Source organism: Bifidobacterium pseudolongum subsp. pseudolongum DSM 20099 (assembly GCF_000771225.1).
GTDB lineage: Bacteria > Actinomycetota > Actinomycetes > Actinomycetales > Bifidobacteriaceae > Bifidobacterium > Bifidobacterium pseudolongum.
This window is the reverse complement of record NZ_JDTZ01000002.1, coordinates 292439-313587: the sequence shown is the minus strand read 5'-3', so window position 1 is coordinate 313587 and position 21149 is coordinate 292439. Positions and strand designations below refer to the sequence as shown.

The window sequence follows — 21149 nt, the reverse complement described above, 5'->3', positions numbered from 1 at the left end:
CATGGTCTACCGCATGATTTTCAATCAGACCGCGTATTTTGGCAGGGGTGCAATCAAGGAGATCCCGACCGAGGCGAAGGCGCGCGGATTCACGAAGGCGTTCATTGTCACCGATCCCGTGCTCGTGGAGAACGGCACGGTGAAGAAAGTGACCGATGTGCTCGACGAGGCGCAGATCCCCTACGAGATCTTCGACGATGTGCAGCCGAACCCACCGGTCGAGAACATCCAGCACGGTGTTGAGGAGTTCAAGAAGTCGGGCGCCGACTTCCTCATCGGCCTCGGCGGCGGCAGCCCGCAAGACACATGCAAGGGCATTGGCATTGTGGTGGCGAACCCTGAGTTCTCCGACGTGCTCTCGCTTGAAGGCGTGGCCGCCACCAAGAACCCGAGCGTGCCGATCTTCGGCGTGCCGACGACCGCCGGCACCGCTTCGGAGACCACGATCAACTACGTGATCACCGACACGAAGAACAAGCGCAAGTTCGTGGCCGTCGACCCGCACGACATCCCGGTCGTGGCGTTCGTGGACCCGGACCTGACCGACGGCATGCCGCGTGGCCTCAAGGTGGCCACGGGTCTCGACGCCCTCACGCACGCCATCGAAAGTGTGATCACGCCGGGGGCCTGGAGCCTTTCCGATGCGCTGTCGATGCAGACGATCCGCATGATCGCGCAGAATCTGGCGAAGAGCGTGGACGGCGACAAGGACGCCGGCGAACAGATGGCCTACGCCTCCTACATCACCGGCATGTCGTACTCGAATGTGGGTCTGGGTCTGGTGCATGGCATGGCGCATCCGCTTGGCGGCCGCCTTGGTGTGGCGCACGGCGTGGCCAACGGCATTCTGCTCGCGCCGGTCATGGAGTACAACAAGGACTATTCGGGCGAGAAGTACCGTGACATCGCCGATGCGTTCGGTGTCGAGGACGCCTACACCGGCGACCTTGAGCATGTGCGCGACGAGGCTGTGCAGGCCGTCGCCCAGCTCACCCGGGATTTGGGCAACCCGACGACGATCAGCGAAGTGGGCGCCACCGAAGAGGACCTGGAGCCGCTTGCCGCGGACGCGTTCGCCGACGTGTGCACGCCGGGCAACCCCCGCAAGGCCACGCAGGAGGAGATCCTGGAGATCTACCGCAGCCTGATGTAAAGCATTGCGTTGGCGCTGTGATTGTGGTGCCGCCGCTGTGGGTGCAGACCTGCAGCGGCGGCACCGTTTTTGTATGTGGCATCAAGCGCATGCCGGCATAGCGGTGTTCCGCGCACATGGGGCGTAACACGCCATTAATCTGCATGCCGGTTTTCTTTACGGCCTTGTAACCGTGGGTGGGCGAGTGGAAACGCCGCAACGCGCAGAATCGAGATAACCCGCACGGCAGAGGCGGCGGCATCGAGGAAACGAGGTCATCATGCAAGCGATCGTGAGTCTGCTCGACAATCCTGTGGACGTGGTCTCGCTGAGCACGTTCAGCGACCTGACGAAAGGCGCCCCGGCCCCGCACTGGTTGTTTCGCGGGGTGTGCGGCGCGTGGGGCATCGAACCCGAGCGCGCCGAACTCAATCTGATCACCGTCTCGGAAAACGCGACATTCGTGCTGCTGCTCGACGGCCGGCCCGAAGGCGTCGTGCGCGTCTCGCAGCCCGGGTATGTGGGCGGCCCGGAAGCGGTGGCATCCGAAATCGCATGGCTCGCCGCCCTGCACGAAATCGACGGCGTGCGTCTCATCGACCCGGTGCCCACCGTGCGTGGCACATTTGTCACGAAGATCCGCGACCTGAACGGCGTGGGCTGGATGGTCGTCTCCACGAAATTCGTGGAAGGCGCCGTGCTCGAAGACCTCGACGACCCTTCGCGGTACTACCGCACCATCGGCGAATGGTCGGCCAAGTTCCACGAACAATCGCGCCACTGGCACCGCCCGTTCGGTTTCAAACGGTTCAACTGGGGCATCAGCGATATGGTGGGCGCGTCCCCGCGCTGGGGCCGCTGGGAGACCGCGGACCTGAGCGACGCCGACCGCCACCTGTGCGAACGCGCGCTCGACGCCGCGCTCGCCGTGATGAACACCTACCCGCGCGACAGCCACACATGGGGTCTGATCCACGCCGACCTGCGCCCGAGCAACATCATCCGCGCAGACAACGGCGACCTGACCGTCATCGACTTCGACGACGCCGGCTACAGCTGGTACCTCTACGACTACGCCTCGTCGCTCAGCTTCGTCGAACACAAGCCCTACGCCCCGCAGCTCGCCAAAGCCTGGCTTGACGGGTACGTGAGCGTGGCTGGGCCGATGTCCTCCGAGGAACTGCATGTCATGTCGGCGCTCTCGATGATCCGCCGCCTGCAGATGCTCGGCTGGACCACGAACCACCGCGAAGACGCGCTGCCCGAAGGATTGGCCGCCGAACAGGCCGCCGGCACCGTGCAATGCGCGCGCAACTACCTCGCGGACGCCCAATGGCTGCTGCGGTGACCGGGAACCAAGACTCACCATCCATCATCCAATCCAACCCATAACCCAACCAACAACCCAATCAACACAGTAGGAATCCATGCAGTAACGCATACCGACAATCGAGAGGCAGGCGATCACCATGTCATCGTCCAGTATTTCAGGAACCGGCCTTGGAACGGTCACCTATGTGGCCACCGACAAGGATTACTTCAAGAAGCGCCAGCTCAAGCGCACCGCGGGGGCCTTCGGCCTGTGGGCCATCGGCGTCTCCGCCGTCATCTCCGGTGATTTCTCCGGATGGAACGGCGGCATCGCCCAAGCCGGATGGGGCGGCTTCCTCATCGCCGCCATCGTGGTCTACGTCATGTACGTGCTCATGCTCAACTCGATCAGCGAAATGGCGTCCGCCATGCCGCACACAGGCGGCGCCTACTCGTTTGCGCGAGCCGCGATGGGCCCGTGGGGCGGCTTCTTCACCGGGCTGGCGGAAACCGTGGAATACGTGATGACCGCGGCCACGATCGTCTACTTCTCGTCCGCCTACGCAGACGCGATCCTCGCCGACCTCACCGGCTTCTCGCTCACCGGCGCCGGGTACCAGTGGGTGTGGTGGCTCGTCATCTACGCCATCTTCGTGACCCTCAACTGGGTCGGCGCCGAAACATCGTTCCGCTTCGCGCAGGTCGTGTCGATTGCCGCGCTCGCCATCGTCGCGTTCTTCGGTGTGAGCGCCGTGTTCAGCGGCTCGGTCGACTTCGCCTCGCTGTTCGACATCGCACCCACCGCCGGCAACAACGCGTTCCTTCCCCTTGGCGTAGGCGCCATCTTCTTCGCGATGCCGTTCGCCATGTGGCTCTTCCTGGGCATCGAACAGCTGCCGCTCGCCGCCGAAGAGGTGCGCGACCCCGAACGCAACATCCCCAAGTCGTCGCGACTGTGCATCTTCACCCTCGGCATCAGCGCGCTCGTCGTCGTCTTCCTCAACCCCTCGGTCATGGGCGCCGCCGCGCTCTCCGGCTCCGATGAGCCGTTGCTCGACGGGTTCCGCGCAGTGCTGCCGAGCAATCTTGCGGCGGTGCTCTCCGCGTTCGCGCTCATCGGACTGCTCGCCTCGGTGCAGGGCATCACGTTCGCGTACGGCCGCAACCTGTATTCGCTGAGCCGCGCCGGCTACTACCCGGCGTTCCTTTCGCTCACCGGCAAGAAGAAGACGCCGTACTGGGGACTCGTCGTCGGCGCGGTGATCGGATTCGCCGCCCTGTTCATCATCGCGTACGGCGGTGAAGGCGCCGGTTCCGTGGTGCTCAACATCGCCGTGTGGGGCGCGGTGCTCGCGTACCTGCTGCAGATGGTCTCGTACGTGCTGCTTCGCCGCAACATGCCGAACATCAAGCGCCCATTCGTCAGCCGCTTCGGTGTGCCGGGTGCGGTCGTGGCCGGTTTGCTCTCGTTTGCGATCTTCGTGGCCGTGCTGCTCAACCCCGACTACCGGCTCGCCGTGTATGTGATGGTGGGCATCTATGCGGCCGCCACCGTGTTCTTCGCGCTCTATGGACGCAAGCACCTTGTGCTCTCACCCGAAGAGGAGTTCGCGGCTTCCGGCGGCACCGCGGCATACAAGACGCACGACTGACGCCGCACACCACCAACACCACTTGTGAACCAATAAAGGAGACATGGTCATGGCAACTCGCTCCACCATCATGGACACCAACAGCTTCCGCCCCGAGATGGCGGCGGCTCTCGACCCCGAAACACGCCGCCTGACCGAGGAACGCGATGTGCTCGGCCCCGCATACCGCCTGTTCTACCGCACGCCTGTGCACTTGGTGAAAGGCGAGGGGGCGCATGTGTGGGACGCCGACGGCACGGAGTATCTGGACGTCTACAACAACGTCGCCTCCGTCGGCCACGCCCACCCGCGCGTGGTGGAAGCGATTGACCGCCAAGCCTCACTGCTCAACACGCATACGCGCTACCTGCACGAGAACATCCTCAACTACGCCGACGATATCCTCTCCACGATGCCCGATGAACTCAACCGCATCATGTTCCAATGCACGGGCTCCGAAGCGAACGATCTCGCCGTGCGCGTGGCGCAGACCTACACCGGTGGCGAGGGTGTGATCGTGACGGCCGAGGCCTACCACGGCAATTCCGCGCTCACCTCCAAACTCTCGCCGGCCCTCGGCGCCGCGCAGGATCTGGGACTGACCATGCGCATGATCCCGACGCCCGACACATACCGCCTGTCCATCGACGGCAAGCCGGCCAGCGCCTGCACAGCGGAGGAATTCGGTGGCTGGATGGCGGCCGAGGTGCGAAAAGCCGTGACCGACATGAACCGCCACGGCATCAGGTTCGCGGCGTTGCTCGCCGATTCGATCTTCTCGTCGGATGGCGTCTATCCCGATCCGGTCGGCTATCTGCAGCCGGTCATCGACACCGTGCACGGACTGGGCGGCGTATGGATCGCCGACGAAGTGCAGCCGGGGTTCACCCGCACCGGCGATGCGTTCTGGGGGTTCGAACGGCAGGGGATCGTGCCCGACCTGGTCACGAGCGGCAAGCCGATGGCCAACGGCCTGCCCACGTCGCTCATGGCCGCACGGCAGGAAGTGCTCGAGCCATTCGCCGGCTCCATCCCGTACTTCAACACCTTCGGCGGCAACCCCGTGTGCATGGCCGCAGCGCAGGCCACGCTCGACGTGATGCGCAGCGAAGACACGATGGGCAACGCCAAGCGCGTGGGCGCGGTGTTCAAGCAGGCGGTCACCGACCTCATGCCCGCCCACCCGTGCATCGGCGATGTGCGTGGGGCCGGCCTGTACATCGGCTGCGAAATCGTCAAGCCGGGCACCAAGGACCCCGATCAGGCCGCCGCGCTCGACATCCTCGAAACATTGCGCGCGCACCATGTGCTCACGTCGGTGTGCGGCCGGTTCGGCAACATCCTCAAACTGCGCCCGCCGCTCGTGTTCAGCGAGCAGGACGTGGACTGGTTCATGAGTGCCTTCACCGACACACTGCAGGAACTCGGTCTGTAATATGGAGCAACCCAACTCCACCACCGCCACGCGCACGAACGTCGAAGACGTCGTGCGCGTTGTGCGGCAGATCATTGCGCAACGCGAACTCATGCCGGGTGAAAAACTCGGCACCGAGCGCGCGCTCGCCGAACTGCTTGGCGTCTCGCGTTCGAATCTGCGCGTGGCGCTCGCCGAACTCGAATCAAATCACGAGATTGTGCGCAAAATCGGCCGTGCCGGTGGCATCGTCGTCTCCGACGGCCGGTTGGAACGCAATCTCAATACTGTGGAATCACTCACGCAGATCGCCAAGAGGCAGGGATGGGCGCTCCAGTCCATTGTGCTCAGCGCCGTCGTGGCGCCGGCATCGGCGTCTGACATGCGGTTGCTGCGGCTGCCTGCGGACCGGCCGACGGTGTATGCGGTCACACGCCTGCGCATGCTTGGCGATGCCCCGCTCTCTGTGGAGACGAACCATCTGCCCGCATATCTGTTCCCGGGGTTCCTCAACCGTGACCTGAGCATGTCGTTCTACGGGCTGTTCCAACAGGAATACAAGATCCGACCGCAGCGCGTGGATGAGACGCTCGACTATGCGCCGGCTTGCGAGGCGGCGGCGCGCCGCCTGCATGTGCCGGCTGGCGCACCGACACTGCGGATCAACCGTGTGGCTTATGACCAGCAGAGCCGGCCGTGCGAGCGCGCCACCGATGTGTATGACGCTGCCCGCATCCGGTTCACCATGCACCATTCGGGGTTTGTGCGGCTGTCCGCATCACAGCGGTGAGCCTCACAAACCCCGAATGGTTGTGCGATCGCATATGGATTGGGCTGTGCCGGTCAGTCGGTGATCGCGTCACGCACGCGCGAGGCGGCATCCTCGACATGTCCCGGGATGTCGTGCACATAATCGGAGATGGTGTTCATCGCGTGGCGCACTTCGGCGTTGCGTGCCAGACGCTTTGGGTCAGCTTCCTTGGTGATGTGCTTCACGTCGCCCTTGAACTGCTTGATCTGGCGCGAGAGCGTGCACTCGTTGTGCTTGTCGCGCAGATAGCAGTAGAGCCAGATGCCGGCGCCGATGAACAGGATGCCGGCCGCGATGCCGCAGATGATCGCGGCGATGTTCACGTTGTGCTCGGAATCCTCCACATCGGCTTCGTCCAGATTGTCATCAGGGCTCGTCAGTTCGTCGAGCTCTTCGTCGGTGAGCCTGTCGATGGTCTCGTCGTCACTTGCCATGGTTGCCTCTTTTCGTTGATGGACCGCTACGTTCCACCGTACGGGGTTTTGCATGCCGTGGGGCGGGTATCCTCTTACGGCAATAAAGCGCTCAGCCGAGCAGTGGTGCGCGCATGCCGTTTTCTGGCTCCGGCATATGAGATGCGCGTGATGCGCGGTATGGTCGATTGTATGGAACCACCCAGAGTGCACTGTTACACTGTGGGATTTATGGCAGAACAGTACCCTTATGGACAAGAACCGATGAACGAGTCCCCACAGGGCTCCGCGCAGGAACCCTACAACACCGAACCCACGCCTGTGCCGACCTACGCCGAACCGCAGTACGGTCAGCCGAGCGCACAGCCATATGGCCAGACGTACGGCGCGCCACAGTATGGTGGACAGCAGACGCCGCAGTACACGCAGACGCAGATTCCCCCGGCGGTGCCGCAGCCGCCGTACGGCCAGGTGCCGCCGCAGGGCATGTATGGCATGGTGGAACCGCAGCGCAAGTGGAACGTCATGTGCATCGTAGGCTTCATCCTGTCGTTCCTCATCGCCCCGGCCGGCCTGATCATCTCGATCATCGCGCTTGTGCAGATCAACAAATCACACGAGAAGAGCAAGGGCATGGCCATTGCGGGCATTGTGATTGGCGCGGTGATGACCGTGCTGTCCGTGCTGAGCATCTGGCTGGTGTTCTGGGCGGTCAACGCGGTCTCCGACCACCCCGAATGGATCAATGTGAACGGCACGGTGTGCAAGAACGGCAAGTGCACGGTCTGCCACAACGGCGATTGCCAGGTCTGCGACGAAGACGAATGCGACATGCTCGACTTCGATTCCGACTATGACTCCGATTATTCGGCATACCGCGAAGGTGTCGAATCGCCCGATGCCGCAACGTTGCCGTTCCAGGTTTCGCCGGCGTCGGTCGTCACGTATCAGGTGGATCTGGCGCACTGAGTGCGGCCACGGCGTGGGCGACACGCCGTGAGTTGCGCTTAAGGGGCGTTTGAGTATTATATACATCTGTTGTCCCGGTGAGGTTCTCACTAGGAAGCAACGGCCGCGTAGCTCAGTTGGTTAGAGCGCCGCCCTGTCACGGCGGAGGTCGCCGGTTCAAGTCCGGTCGTGGTCGCTTTGGTCACGGAGATTCGTTCTCCAGTGGTTCAAGGCCGCGTAGCTCAGTTGGTTAGAGCGCCGCCCTGTCACGGCGGAGGTCGCCGGTTCAAGTCCGGTCGTGGTCGCGAAGTCCACTCACAGTTGTTGATGTGGATTGTTCTGGCTCTGTAGCTCAGTTGGTAGAGCGAACGACTGAAAATCGTTAGGTCAGCGGATCGATGCCGCTCGGAGCCACCATCGGCCTCCCGCCTCATGTAGGCGGGAGGTTTTTTGTTTCCGCCGGCAGAACATCCTAGCTTTTCGGTGTGTCGATTTTGCTCGTGACGCGGCGTCATATGCCATATTCGGGGCCATGCGGGCCAGTGGGGTGGTCGAATTGGCACCTCCGTCCGCTCGTCAACCCGAATCAACACAGCATGGATGGAGCAACACCATGACCGAATCGACAACCGAATACACTTCCACCCAATACACCACCGGCGAATTGGCGAAACGGTGCGGCGTCTCGGTGCGCACCGTACAGTATTACGACAATCGCGGCGTGCTCGTGCCGAGCGAGATGAGCAGCGGCGGCCGGCGCCTGTACGACGAGCAGGACGTGCGCCGTCTTTCCGTGATCACGTTCCTGCGCGGATTGGGGTTCTCAATCAGCCAGATCGCTGATTTGCTAGCCGATGACCAATCCTCCGCGTACATCGATTCGCTCATTGCCGCCCAGCGCATGCAGCTGAGCAAGCAGATCGAGCTGGACCAGTCACGTCTACGCACGCTCGATGCGTTGCGCAAGACCCTCGGGCGGGTCGATGATTGCGACCGCACCGACCTGCATGCGTTCTCCGATGCGGCATTCGTGACGCGTAGGAAAACCGGACTCAAGCGGATTCATGGCACGATGCTGGTAGTCGGCGGCGTCATGGATGTCCTCGAGATCACACTGCTTGCCATCTGGATCATGACCGGCAATTGGGTCCCATTCGTGATTGGTCTGGTGCCCATCGTGCTGTTGGGCGTGGGGATATCGGTGTATTGCTTCCGTTCGGTGGCGTACCTGTGCCTGAATTGCCATACGGTGTTCCGGCCCAAGTTCTCCCGGATGTTCTGGTCCGCGCATACGCCGTATTCGCGCAAGCTCGTCTGCCCGAATTGCCGATATGATGGCTGGTGCCTCGAGGTGCCAGCCGCGCACACCGGAACGGACATGGAGACCGCTGAGCCGATGATCATCGTGTGAGGGAGCATACAACGGTGCCCGCGCAATCATGCTGACCACGCGGGCACCGGCACGGGAAATCCCCGTCAGTTGGACATCTTGGAAACGGGCTCCGGTTGTGGGGCTTCGGACTCGGCGTCGGTCGGGATGTCCTCGTTGACCTCGCTGATGCCGTCGATGTCGGTGGGGACTTCGCTGATGAACTCCTCGATGCCCGGTAGGTCATCCAGATTGTCGCCTTCACGGCGGGCCAGATTCACCTGCTCACGGAACCATATGCGCACCGCCGGATTGATGTCCTTCGCCTTCAGGTACTGCTGGTAGACGGGGAACAGCGCGTGCAACCACGGGTACATCAAATACAGCGTGCGCTCGGACTTGTGGTTGCGCCAATGCTGCGGGTGTGCTTCGAAGGTGTTCTTGAAGCGCTTCATGTAGTTGCGGAACGATTTGAACGACGTGTCCATGCGGCGCGCCGAGATGCCGCAGATCATGCGTTCCGAATACACGGTTTTGAGGCCGCGGCCCAACAGGTGCAGGGAGACGTCGATGTCCTCATGCATCACGTCTTCCTTGTCGAGGCATACTTCACCCGCGATGAGTTTCCATGCGGAGGCGCGCAGCGCCATGTTGGATCCGAACAGCAGCACTTGGCCGCCGTCCGCGCGGTAGGTGTGGCGGCGTACGGAATCATCGCCGCGCAACGCCATCCGGCGCGCGGGCATGTCATAATACGTTACGGGGCCGGTGGCGCCCATCGCCTCGGCGTCCTCGGTGAAAATGCCGGCCACGACCTCGACCCAGTCGGGTTTGAGCATGCAGTCCGCGTCCACACGGCCCAGCACATCGCCGGTCGCATGGTTCAGACCGTAGTTGCGCGTGGGAATGAGCCCCTGCTCCTCATCCTGATGGAGCAGGCGGATCGGCGCCTCGGGGTGTTCCTGCATGTACTGCTGCACAATCGCCACGGTGTTGTCGGTGGATCGGTTGTCTACCACGATGACCTCATGCGGCATGACCGTCTGCCGGGTCGCGTTGTCGAGGCAGTCGGTGATGCGGTCCTGTTCATTCCACGTGGGGATGATAATCGATACATTCAACATAGGCTCTAGAATATGTGTGCGCCCGTACACGGCATACGCACATATATATGGTCTCTTGGCGCGCATTGTTCACTGTGCGCGTGCAACGCCGCCCCCAGGCCGTCCGGCGGGCTCCGCGGCGGCTTTCCCAGTGACGGTTTGTGGTTAAATGAGGGCATGACCGAACAGAGCGCGAACAATCAGAAGAAACTCGACGTCAATTCGCTGTTCCCGTCGAAGGGCGATCCGCGCAGACCACCCGAATGGTATGGGCGGGCGCTTTTCTATGCCGTGATCGCCGTGTATCTGGGATGGTTCGCCTTCACCTCGTGGGGCAAGATCACCTACATCATCTTCGACGTCATCATCGCGCTGTTCCTCGCCCTTGCGGTCGAACCACTGGTGGTGCGCCTGATCAAGCACGGGTGGAAGCGTGCCGTGGCGTCAGTCACCTGCCTCGTCGGTCTGATCATCATTGTGGCCGTGCTGCTTGGCCTGTTCGGCAACATGTTCGTGCAGCAGCTGATCTCGATGGTCAAGGGACTGCCCGACCTCTACAACCAGTTCGCCGCGCTCATCGCCGAGAAAACACAGTTCAAACTGCCAGAGATGAACGATCTGGGCGGTGAGATCATGAAGAATGTGAAGGGTTCGTGGGTCACCGACTTCGCCGGCCAGGCCATGAGTACCACGGTGGGCGTGCTCGGGCAGATCCTCAACTTCACCACGGCGCTCATGGTGGCGTTCTACATCTCGATCGCCGGCCCCAAACTGCGCCGCAGCCTGTGCCAGTGGATCGCGCCGCATTCGCAGCGCCGGTTCCTGATGATATGGACGGTCGTGCAGGGCCAGATCTCCGGCTTCCTGTTCTCCCGTTCGATCCTGGCCGCGATCAACGCCGCATGCACGGCGGTGTTCCTCATGGTCATCAAAGTGCCGTACTGGCTGCCGCTCGCGCTGTTCTGCGGCATCGTCTCGCAGTTCGTGCCGACGCTCGGCACCTACATCGGTGGCGCACTGCCGGTCATGTTTGCTTGGGGCGAGCGCGGCCTGGCCTATGGCCTCGGTGTGGTTGTGTTCATCACCGTCTACCAGCAGATCGAGAACCTGCTGCTTTCCCCGAAGATCTCCGAACGCACGATGGACCTCAACCCGTGCATCGCCTTCCTCACCGTGCTGTTGTTCGGCTCTCTCTTCGGCGCATTGGGCGCATTCCTAGCGTTGCCGATCACCGCGAGCATCCAGGTGCTGCTCAAGGTCTCGATGAAGCGGTACCCGCTTGTGGACATGCCGTTGATGAACGATCCGGAGCCAAAGAAGAAGTCGAAGATGGTCGAAGCGGCGGACGCGATCAACGAACATGTAATCAAGCCGGTGAGCGACCACATGCCACGCCAGGCCAAGGGCACGAGCGCCCATGTGACCTTCGACGACCAGATCAAGGAACTGCAGCGCCAGGTCTACGATTACCCAGACGACACCACGCCACGCACAGGGGAGGATCTGCCGACCGTGGCGATCCCCAAGAACGTGTTCGACTCCACACATACGCCGCACAGCGGCGGGCTGGACGCGCTGCGATCGCAGACCGACGCCGCGGCAGCCGGCACTTCCGATACCCCTGATGCAACGGACGCGTCCGGCACGGCCGATGCCGCGCACCCCCAACCTCATGACGATTCCCCGGCCGACGCACCGCATACCGGTGAGGGCGGCACCGACAACCCGAGGAGCCGCTGGCACTGATGCTGTTATTGACGATTCTTGACATCCTGCTCATCGTGGTGGGAGGCGTGGGCATGGGCTACCAGGCCCTGTGCATCCTGATCTCGCTGTTCGCCAAACCGGTCGTCTTCCCGGCAGTCCCGATGGACAAACGCTACGCCGTGCTGATCTCGGCGCGCAACGAGGAGGCGGTGATTGGCAATCTGATCCGCGACATCCAGCTGCAGTCCTACCCGAGCCACCTCATCGACGTCTGGGTCGTGGCCGACAACTGCACCGACTCCACCGCGCAAGTGGTGCGTGACCTGGGCGGCAATGTCGTCGAGCGGTTCGACACGACGCAGATCGGCAAAGGCTACGCGCTCACCTATTTGCTCAACACGATGATCGAATCGCGTGCGGCCGACGCCTACGACGCGTTCTTCGTGTTCGACGCCGACAACCGGCTCGACGAGCATTACTTCGAGGAGATGAACAAGGGCTTCCAGGCCGGCTTCCGCATTCTCACGAGCTACCGCAATTCGGTGAACCTTTCCGAAAACTGGGTTTCGTCGGGTTCCGCGCTGTGGTTCATCCGTGAATCGCGCTTCCTGAGCGCCTCGCGCATGTGGCTCGGCAACAGCTGCCATGTGGGTGGCACGGGGTTCATGTTCTCGCAGAGTGTGATGCGCCGCAACAAGGGCTGGAAGTTCCACCTGCTCACCGAAGACCTCGAGTTCACGATGGACTCGCTGCTGCACGGAGACCGCATCGGGTATGTGGGCACGGCGATCCTTTACGACGAGCAGCCGGTCACCTTCGCACAGAGCTGGCGTCAGCGCCTGCGTTGGAGCAAGGGGTTCCTACAGGTGTTCCGCTACTATGGCCCCGCCCTGGTGCGCCGTGCGATCAAGGAACGCGATTTCGCGGCCATCGACTTCACACTGCTGCTGTGCCCGTTCACCGTGTTGACGATGATCCGCATCGCATTGGGCATCATCTACGCCGCGTTCGGGTTCGTGACATGGCAGAGCCAACTCGGTTCGCTCTTCAACTGGGTCAATGGCATTGTCTACTCGATCATCTTCATGATGGCTTTGGCGGCGCTCACGATCGTGGTGGAACGCAAGCAGATCGGCGCCACCAACAAGGAACTGTTCGCTTATGTGCTGAGCTTCCCGATCTACATGCTCAGCTATGTGCCGATCTCGTTCCAGGCGGTGTTCGCCAAGGCGGAATGGAAGCCCATCGAGCACAAAGGCGGGTCCACGACGGCGTAACCGGACGGTATCGGAGGTTCTGTCTGCCGCATGAACAGGGATTGGCGCGCCTTTGCCGGCCTTTGCTAAGGTGGCGTATGACCTTGCAACCGGACAGACCGGAAGAGACACCATGAGCACTCCAACACAGAGCACTCCGACACATGCCACAGTTCCCACTGGGGGTGCCCCCATGGCCATGCCCCCGGCCATGCAACCCGACCCAGCCATGGCCGTGTCGATCCGGGGACTGTTCAAGCGCTTCGGCGACAAAGTCGCCGTGAACGGCCTTTCCCTCGACATCCCCACCGGATCGTTCTACGGTCTGGTCGGTCCCAATGGCGCGGGCAAGACCACCACGATCAACATGCTCACGGGCCTGCTTGTGCCGGACGGCGGCGTGGCGATGATCCTGGGCCACAATGTGTGGCAGGACGTGAATGCCGCCAAACGCCTGATTGGCCTGATGCCGCAGCCCGAACAGATTTTCCCCACGCTCACCGGCATGCAGCTGATTGTCTACGCCGGCATGCTGCGCGGCATGCCGCGCACCGAGGCCGCGGCCCGCGCGAAGGACCTGATCGCCGCATTCGACCTCTCGTCCGCCGCGAACATCATGGTGCGCGACTATTCCGCCGGCATGACCAAGAAGATCTGCCTGGCGACCGCGATGATCCACAGCCCGCGCATCCTCGTGCTCGACGAGCCCTTCGAATCGGTCGACCCCGTGTCGAGCGCGAACATCAAGGACATCCTCGTCGATTACGTGCGCACCGGCGGCACGGTGGTCATCTCCTCGCATGTGATGGCGCTCGTGGAGCGCATGTGCACCCATGTGGCCGTGGTCAACCATGGCCAGGTCGTGGCTGCGGGCACAGTGGGGCAGGTTGCCGCCGGAGAAGACCTCGAGGAGCGCTTCCTGCAGCTTGTGGGCGGCCGCCATGGCGCCGCGCACATCGCATGGCTTGACGGCGGCGCGGACGGGCAGGCCCCGCCCTCCGCGGCTGCCTCACCGCAGGCGCCGGCGGGGGAGGTGCGCCGATGAGCGCGCCCGTGACGCGATCGGCCGGCACGGCGGCCCCCAACATGCCGTGGACGCTTGTGCGTCTGCGTTGGACCCTCACGAACGCCGCGCTCAAGACGTCGCCGTGGCAGGTCGTGGCCTATGTGCTGGCGTATCTGCTCGCGCTTGGCACCGTGGTCGGCACAGGCATACTCGCTTTCGCCGTAGGGCATGGCATGGCGCACGACATGTGGGAGTATCTGCCGGCGGTCATGCCGCTCGCAGGCACCGCCGGCATCCTGTTCGTGGCGCTCATGCAGGCCATGTTCATCGGTGAGAACTCCACGATGAGCATGGACAAGTTCGCCCCGTACGGCATTCCCGACCGCACGCTGCAGCTCGGCCTGCTGCTCGCCGGCCTGACCGGCATCCCCGCCATCACAGCGCTTGTGGGCTTCATGCTGTGGGCGATGGCGTACCGCGGGCTTGGCGCTGCGGCCGTAATCAGCCAGCTGGTGGCCGCCCCGCTCATCGTGCTCACCGCGATGTGCGTGTCGAAAGCGCTGCTGGCGGTGGCGGACATCATCACCGATTCGCAGACCGGCAAGAACATCTTCTACGTCGTGGTCATCATGTTGTTCGTGGTGGTGGCGCAGATGCCGAACATCCTCATGATCAACGAGGTCTCGCTCGACGCGGCCACGCTCGCCCCCATTGCGCGCGTGTTCGGCTGGCTGCCGTTGGGCGCGCCGTTCATGCTGCCGTTCGACGCCGCCAACGGCCAGTGGCTCTTCTGGCTGTTGCATGTGCTGTGCGCGTTGGCGTTGTGCGCTGTGTGCTTCCTCATCTCGCAATGGTGCCTGCACTGGCAGCGCACGCACAGCAGCGACGCGGTGCGCGCCAAGGCGGCCAAGGGCCTCGGTCTGTTCTCGCGCATGCCCGACAGTCCCTCCGGCGCCGTCTCCGCGCGTCTGGGCAGCCTGTTGCGCCGCGACGCGCGACAGTCGATGATGTTCATCATGCCGCTGTTCTTCGTGGTGATCTTCGCGCTCGAAAGCAAGGACACCGGCTCGTGGTTCGTGTGGATGGGCGTGCTCATGGGCGGCATGTTCATGTCACTGACCGAATCGAACGGCCTGGCATACGACGGCCAGGGGTTCGTCATGGAGGTCATCGCCGGCACGCGCGCGATCGACGACCGCACGGGGCGTGTACGCGTCTATCTGATCATCGACACGGTGTACATCGCCCTGCTTTCCGTAGTCGCATTCATCATCACGGGCGACTGGTCGAACCCAAGCGGATTGGCGACCGCCTTCACGTTCATCGCCGCCAGCTGGGGCTGGGCCGTGGCGTCGCTCGGCGTCGCGGAGCTGTTCAACTGCTCGATCCTCTACCCGGTGCCGTCGATGGCCAAGCCGTTCACCAACCCGCAGGGCCGCGGCGCCGCGCAGGCGTTCCTGCCGTTGCTGTACATGCTCGCGGAGATCGCGTGCATGCTGCCCACGGCCATCGTCGCAATCATCCTCGCCGCGACCGGCCACGGCGACGCCTACCTGTGGATCATCCCCGTGGCACTCGCCAATGGCGTAGTCTTCCTGTGCCTTGGTACATGGCTGGGCGCTAAGCTGTTGCGTACCCGTATGCTCAAAGTGGTCCAGACACTGGATTCCTTTGCGGCATTGCAGCAATAGTAGGCCTTGGGCGCATGACCAGGCCAGGCAGGTGGACGTGTGGAAGGAAGGCCGCGCCGTGGAGCAGTGGACAGACGATGAGCGGCACCAGTGGAAGCGCGCACGCGCACGTCGGGCCCTCACCGTGGCTCTTGCCGCGCTCGTCTCGTTCACCTTGGCCGCCGGTGCCGTGGCCGGCGACCTGACCGATGTGATTCCCGGACCGCTCACGTTGCAGGACGTCGCCGAGCCCGATGCGCGGGCAAGCGCCACCGTGCTCGAAGGTGGCACAATCACACCGGCCGCCGACCTGACGCGCACCGTGGACGCCAAGCGCGCGACCGCGCTCGTCGACGCGTTGCGGCGCGCGCCGGGCGTGGGACGCGACATCTCCGCCGTCGTGACCGACCCCAACGGCACCGTAGTGGCCGCACATGGCGAGTCGACGCCGCGCGAACCCGCTTCCACACTCAAAACACTGACTGCGCTCGCCGCGGCCTCCGCACTCGACATGGGCGCCACATTCACCACGCAGACGTTGTTTGTGCAACAATCCAACGGCGCCGACACGGTGATCCTCAAAGGCGGCGGCGACATGCTGCTCGGCGCCGGTGAAAGTGACCCGCACCACGTCAACGGCCGTGCCGGACTGGTCACGCTCGCCAACGAGACTGCGCGCGCGCTCGAACAGCGCGGCATCTCATCGGTCACGCTCGCCTACGACGATTCGCTCTTCGGCACCGACCGCACGCCGCCGAACATCGCGCAGAACAACCCCGGCAATCTCTACTACACGCCTGTCTCGTCGATGGCGATCGACGGCGGCCGTCTGCGCGCCACGACCGTGGACCCCGACCGTTTCGCGGACTACCCGGAGCTTTCGCAGACCACCGCGCAAGACGTGGCGGCGCGCTTCGCCGCGTTGCTCACTGGGCACGGCATCACCGTGACCAACAAAACGCCAAAAGCCGTGCAGGCGCCGACTGACCGCACCGCGCTCGCCGCCGTGCACTCCGCGCCACTGAGCGCGGTCATGGGATTCATGCTGCAGCATTCAGACAACACGCTCGCCGAGGAATTCGGCCGTCTGCTCGCATTGCACACGCACGCGCAGAACTCGCCGCAGGGTGCGATCGATGCGGTCACCGCCGAACTGCGCGAACTCGGCGTGCCAACCGACGGGCTGCATATGGCCGATTGCTCGGGGCTCTCGCCCGGATCGCGCGTCACGGTGACGACGCTCGTGGATGTACAGCAGCGCAACTTCACCGTCGGTGGGGCAGTGGCTGCCGCCGAAGGACTCTCCGTGCCCGGGCTCGTCGGCACTGCCGCCGGGCGCCTCGCCGACGACGATGCTGCCGGCCTGATGCGCGTCAAAACGGGGTCGCTCGGCGAAGTCACCTCCATGGCCGGCAACATCTCGCGTATTGACGGCGGTGCGCTCGCGTTCGCCGTCATCGTCAACAACCCCACCGACATCGGCAAGGCGCGCGAGGCGATCGACACGTTCATCGCCGCGCTCGCCGCACTGTGAGGTTCCCATGGCGTATTCCGCAACGATGAAACAGGCGATCGGCGCCGTGCGCGCACAGCTCGCCAGCGCCGGGTTCGGCATGGCGGACAGCCGCTTCGCCCACCACGGCGTGCACCGCGCGGACCCGCACGCGCCGCTTCTGCTCGTCGCGTGTTCCGGCGGCCGGGATTCGCTCGCGCTCGCCGCTGTGACACACACCGTGGCTTCGGCATGGGGCATGCGGTGCGGTGCGGCGATCGTCGACCACGGCATGCAGCCCGGCTCCGCGCTCGTGGCACAGCGCGCAGCCGCACAATGCGAGCGACTAGGACTCGCCCCAGTGCTCGTGAGGACCGTGCACGTGCGCGTCGGCGGTGAGGGGGCCGAAGCTGCGGCACGCGACGCGCGGTATGAGGCGCTCGCCGCAGCGGCCCGCGAAACCGACACGGCTGCTGTGCTGCTCGGTCACACGCGCGACGACCAGGCCGAAGGCGTGTTGATCGGACTGATCCGCACTGGTGGCGTCGACGCCGTCGCCGGCATGCCCGCACAGCAGACGGTGCACGGTGTGCGGTTTGTACGCCCGTTGCTCACCGTCTCACGCGCGCAGACGACCGCGATCTGCACGGATCTGGGAATTGAGTGGTGGGACGACCCGACGAACGGTGACGCCTTCGCACCCGATGAGCCGTTGCCTGCGGATTACCCGCTCCGTTCGCGTGTGCGGCACACACTGCTGCCATTCCTCAACGAATTCGCTGGGCGCGATATGACGGAGCGCCTCGCGCAAGGCGCGCGCGTCGCCCGGCGGGATCTGGAGTGGCTCGACGCATGCACGGACCGCGTATTCACCGAGTGTGTGCAGCTTGAGCCGGGGGGCGACCCGTGTGAGGCGCGCATCGATGCCACGCGTCTCGCCGCGCAACCGCAGGCATTGCGTTTCCGGGTGATAGCGCGCGTGCTCACCATCTGCGCGCCCGGCAGCGGTGCCGCGCATGTGGATGCGGTCGAGGCGCTCGTCTCGCAATGGCACGGCCAAGGACCGGTACAACTTCCCAGCAAACACACAGCAAACCGCAAGAAACACGTCATTCGGGTGTGCGAAGATGTAACCCATGCGAATCGTCGACATTCAAGACAAGATTGATCATGAGCTGCTGAGCCATGATCAGATTATGGAGAAGATCAGTGAGGCGGCACAACAGGCAAGTGAGGATTATGCGGGCCGGGTGCCCCTGCTCGTCTGCGTGCTCAAAGGCGCGGTGAACACCCTCACCGCATTCTCGCAGGCCATGTCCATCCCACTCGAGATGGACTTCATGAGCTTGTCGAGCTACGGTTCCGGAACCTCCACGAGCGGCAAGGTCACCGTGCGGCAGGACCTGTCGACCGACGTGCGTGGACGCGACGTGCTCATCGTCGAAGACATCGTCGATTCCGGCGTCACGCTGTCGTGGCTCGTGAACGAATTGAAGCGCCGAGGTGCAGCTTCTGTGGAGATTTTCGCGCTGCTGGAGAAACCCGCTCGCCATCAGGTGCAATTGGATGTGAAGTATAAGGGATTTGTGATTCCCGACGAGTTTGTAGTGGGATTCGGACTCGATTTTGACGAGGAATACCGGAACCTGGATTCCATCGCAGTCCTCAAACCCGAAGTGTATGAAGGAGAGCTTGCATGAGCGTTCCGCAAGGACCACAACAGCCGCGTGGCAACGGGGGCAACCCATTCAGCCCGCGCGGCAACGGGAACAACCCCGACCAGAACAACCGGCGCAACCAGAGCACCGGACCCGGCGGTCCCAAGGGCGTGATGCGCTCGCCGTGGCTGTGGGGCATCATCATCGTGCTCATCGTCGTGCTACTGTTCCAGATGCTCAGCGGCAGGGGCCCGCAGACGATCGACACCAAAGACGGCATGGACATCCTCACGAGCCAGGCCTCCGACGTGAAGTTCGCCAACATCGTCGACAACACGCGCCAAGTACAGCTTGAACTGAACAGCGACTACAAGAAGACCGACCCCGAGACCGGCAAGGAACGCAACTACGGCACCAACGTGCAGTTCTACTACACGTACGCCCAAAGCGCGCAGGTGGTCAAGGCCGTGGAGAAGGCGAACCCGAAGAACGGGTGGACCGCCTCGATGAAAGAGACGAGCATGTGGACCTACATGCTCACCTCGATCCTGCCGTTCATCATCATCCTCGCGCTCTTCTGGTTCCTCATGAGCCGCATGGGCAGTGGCAGCGGCATGCTCGGCATGGGCGGCAAGAAGAACGCGGGCAAGCTGTCCGACGGCCAGATCCCCAAGACGAAGTTCTCCGACGTGGCCGGCGAGGAAGCCGCGGTGCAGGAGGTCGAGGAAATCAAGGACTTCCTGCAGGATCCCTCGAAATACAAGGCGCTCGGCGCACGCATCCCGCGCGGCGTACTGCTCTACGGCCCTCCAGGCACCGGCAAGACGCTGCTTGCGCGCGCCATCGCCGGCGAGGCGGGTGTGCCGTTCTATTCGATGGCCGGCTCCGACTTCGTCGAAATGTTCGTCGGCCTCGGCGCATCGCGTGTGCGCGACCTGTTCGACGAGGCGAAGAAGAACGCCCCCGCGATCATCTTCATCGACGAGATCGACGCCGTGGGCCGCAAGCGTGGCTCCGGCATGGGCGGTGGCCACGACGAGCGCGAGCAGACGCTCAACCAGCTGCTCGTGGAGATGGACGGCTTCAACAACGACACGAACCTGATCATCATCGCCGCCACGAACCGCCCCGACGTGCTCGACCCCGCGCTGCTGCGCCCGGGCCGCTTCGACCGCCAGGTGGCGGTGGAGGCCCCCGATCTGGAAGGCCGTGAGGAAATCCTCAAGGTGCATGCGAAAGGCAAGCCGTTCGTGCCCGACATCGACCTGCACGCGATCGCCGTGCGCACGCCGGGCTTCACCGGTGCCGATTTGGCAAACGTGCTCAACGAAGCGGCGTTGCTGTGTGCCCGCGTTGGCGCCCAGCTCATCGACAACCGTGCGATCGACGAGGCGATCGACCGCGTGATGTCCGGTCCGCGCCGCCGTTCGAAGGGCATGGCGCTCGACGAGCTGCGCAACACCGCATACCACGAAGGTGGCCACGCGCTTGTGGCCGCGGCCCTCAACAACACCGACCCGGTGACGAAGGTCACGATCCTGCCTCGTGGCCGCGCGCTCGGCTACACGGCGGTCATGCCGACCGAAGACCGGTATTCGCAGTCCCGCAACGAGCTGCTTGACCAGATGGCCTACGCGATGGGCGGCCGCACCGCCGAGGAGATCGTGTTCCACGACCCGTCCACCGGTGCGTCGAACGACATCGAGAAGGCCACCAAGATCGCGCGCCGCATGGTCGGCGAGTTCGGCTTCACCGACCAGCTGGGTGCGATCAAGTGGATCGACGGCGACGACGAGCAGGGCCTCGACGGCCTGCGTCCGCGCGAGTATTCCGATGCCACCGCCCAGATGATCGACGAGCAGGTCATGAAGTTCGTAGAGACCGCGCACACCGAGGCGTGGCAGATCATCATGGACAACCGTGAGATCCTCGACGAGCTGGTGCGCCAGTTGCTCGTGAAGCAGACGCTCAACGAAAAGGAACTCAAAGAGCTCTTCGCGAACATCAAGAAGGCCCCGCAGCGCGAGGTCTGGCTGAGCAATCCGAACCGACCCGATTCGGACAAGCCGCCGGTGCCGATCCCCGATTCATTGAAGCGGTCGGCGGGTCTGCCGCAGCAGTAGGCGGCATGCAGAGCCGCAACCGTATTGTTCGACGGGCCCGGCCGCATCATGCGGCCGGGCCCGTCGAACAATACGGAGCGGGACCCAAGGCAGGCAAGACATACA

Annotated in this window: 17 protein-coding genes and 3 tRNA genes; 18 read left to right on the top strand and 2 right to left on the bottom strand. The window is 63.6% G+C overall.

What is annotated here, in order from left to right:
* The first annotated feature begins 1 nt into the window (after window position 1).
* The 5 genes from fucO (at window position 2) to OU02_RS01395 (ending at window position 6278) form a co-directional block, all read left to right on the top strand.
* Entirely contained in the window at window positions 2-1153 is a 1152-nt protein-coding gene (fucO, locus tag OU02_RS01415) for a lactaldehyde reductase (RefSeq protein WP_033488412.1), read from the top strand.
* Window positions 1154-1412: 259 nt separating this feature from the next.
* Window positions 1413-2480, top strand: coding sequence for a phosphotransferase enzyme family protein (locus OU02_RS01410; RefSeq protein WP_238551873.1), 1068 nt, complete (start codon window positions 1413-1415; stop codon window positions 2478-2480).
* Between the two features lie 121 nt (window positions 2481-2601).
* The gene (locus tag OU02_RS01405; protein ID WP_033488410.1) at window positions 2602-4095 is read left to right on the top strand and encodes an amino acid permease; all 1494 of its coding nucleotides are present in this window, start codon (window positions 2602-2604) and stop codon (window positions 4093-4095) included.
* A gap of 49 nt (window positions 4096-4144) precedes the next feature.
* A complete protein-coding gene (locus OU02_RS01400) occupies window positions 4145-5509 on the top strand; it encodes an aspartate aminotransferase family protein (RefSeq protein ID WP_033488557.1) in 1365 nt (454 codons plus the stop codon).
* A 1-nt stretch (window position 5510) separates the two neighbouring features.
* A complete protein-coding gene (locus OU02_RS01395) occupies window positions 5511-6278 on the top strand; it encodes a GntR family transcriptional regulator (RefSeq protein ID WP_033488409.1) in 768 nt (255 codons plus the stop codon).
* A 53-nt stretch (window positions 6279-6331) separates the two neighbouring features.
* Here the strand turns inward: OU02_RS01395 and OU02_RS01390 are convergent, their stop codons facing one another.
* Window positions 6332-6733: a hypothetical protein gene (locus OU02_RS01390; RefSeq protein ID WP_033488408.1), complete on the bottom strand. Its 402-nt coding sequence runs from the start codon at window positions 6731-6733 to the stop codon at window positions 6332-6334.
* A gap of 243 nt (window positions 6734-6976) precedes the next feature.
* On the opposite strand from OU02_RS01390, the gene OU02_RS08225 reads away from it, so the two are divergent.
* From OU02_RS08225 to OU02_RS01365, 5 genes are all read left to right on the top strand, one after another.
* Entirely contained in the window at window positions 6977-7681 is a 705-nt protein-coding gene (locus OU02_RS08225; RefSeq protein ID WP_051918160.1) for a DUF4190 domain-containing protein, read from the top strand.
* Between the two features lie 101 nt (window positions 7682-7782).
* A tRNA-Asp gene (locus tag OU02_RS01380) sits at window positions 7783-7856 on the top strand.
* Between the two features lie 35 nt (window positions 7857-7891).
* A tRNA-Asp gene (locus OU02_RS01375) sits at window positions 7892-7965 on the top strand.
* Between the two features lie 36 nt (window positions 7966-8001).
* Window positions 8002-8077, top strand: a tRNA-Phe gene (locus tag OU02_RS01370).
* 196 nt (window positions 8078-8273) lie between these two features.
* Window positions 8274-9071, top strand: a complete 798-nt coding sequence (locus tag OU02_RS01365) for a MerR family transcriptional regulator (protein ID WP_051918161.1) — start codon at window positions 8274-8276, stop codon at window positions 9069-9071.
* Window positions 9072-9136: 65 nt separating this feature from the next.
* On the opposite strand, the gene OU02_RS01360 is transcribed toward OU02_RS01365, so the two are convergent.
* Window positions 9137-10153 (bottom strand): glycosyltransferase family 2 protein, encoded by a 1017-nt coding sequence (locus tag OU02_RS01360; protein WP_033488407.1) that lies wholly within the window; start codon window positions 10151-10153, stop codon window positions 9137-9139.
* A 156-nt stretch (window positions 10154-10309) separates the two neighbouring features.
* On the opposite strand from OU02_RS01360, the gene OU02_RS01355 reads away from it, so the two are divergent.
* The 8 genes from OU02_RS01355 to ftsH all read left to right on the top strand — a co-directional run bounded on the left by OU02_RS01355 (window position 10310) and on the right by ftsH (window position 21044).
* On the top strand, window positions 10310-11878 hold the full coding sequence (locus tag OU02_RS01355) for an AI-2E family transporter (protein ID WP_033488406.1): 1569 nt from the start codon (window positions 10310-10312) through the stop codon (window positions 11876-11878).
* Window positions 11878-13116, top strand: coding sequence for a glycosyltransferase family 2 protein (locus OU02_RS01350; protein WP_033488405.1), 1239 nt, complete (start codon window positions 11878-11880; stop codon window positions 13114-13116). Before OU02_RS01355 ends, OU02_RS01350 begins: the two co-directional genes overlap by 1 nt.
* 172 nt (window positions 13117-13288) lie before the next feature.
* A complete protein-coding gene (locus OU02_RS01345) occupies window positions 13289-14140 on the top strand; it encodes an ABC transporter ATP-binding protein (RefSeq protein WP_051918162.1) in 852 nt (283 codons plus the stop codon).
* Window positions 14137-15792 carry a hypothetical protein gene (locus tag OU02_RS01340; RefSeq protein WP_051918163.1) on the top strand — a complete coding sequence of 552 codons (1656 nt, stop codon included), beginning with the start codon at window positions 14137-14139 and terminating at the stop codon, window positions 15790-15792. The genes OU02_RS01345 and OU02_RS01340 overlap by 4 nt, the downstream gene beginning before the upstream one ends.
* 58 nt (window positions 15793-15850) lie before the next feature.
* The gene (locus OU02_RS01335) at window positions 15851-17305 is read left to right on the top strand and encodes a D-alanyl-D-alanine carboxypeptidase/D-alanyl-D-alanine-endopeptidase (RefSeq protein WP_033488552.1); all 1455 of its coding nucleotides are present in this window, start codon (window positions 15851-15853) and stop codon (window positions 17303-17305) included.
* A 7-nt stretch (window positions 17306-17312) separates the two neighbouring features.
* Window positions 17313-18431 (top strand): tRNA lysidine(34) synthetase TilS, encoded by a 1119-nt coding sequence (gene tilS, locus OU02_RS01330; RefSeq protein ID WP_033488404.1) that lies wholly within the window; start codon window positions 17313-17315, stop codon window positions 18429-18431.
* Window positions 18400-18963: a hypoxanthine phosphoribosyltransferase gene (gene hpt, locus OU02_RS01325; RefSeq protein WP_022858494.1), complete on the top strand. Its 564-nt coding sequence runs from the start codon at window positions 18400-18402 to the stop codon at window positions 18961-18963. Before tilS ends, hpt begins: the two co-directional genes overlap by 32 nt.
* Window positions 18960-21044, top strand: coding sequence for an ATP-dependent zinc metalloprotease FtsH (gene ftsH / locus OU02_RS01320; protein WP_033488403.1), 2085 nt, complete (start codon window positions 18960-18962; stop codon window positions 21042-21044). The genes hpt and ftsH overlap by 4 nt, the downstream gene beginning before the upstream one ends.
* The last annotated feature ends 105 nt before the right edge of the window (window positions 21045-21149 follow it).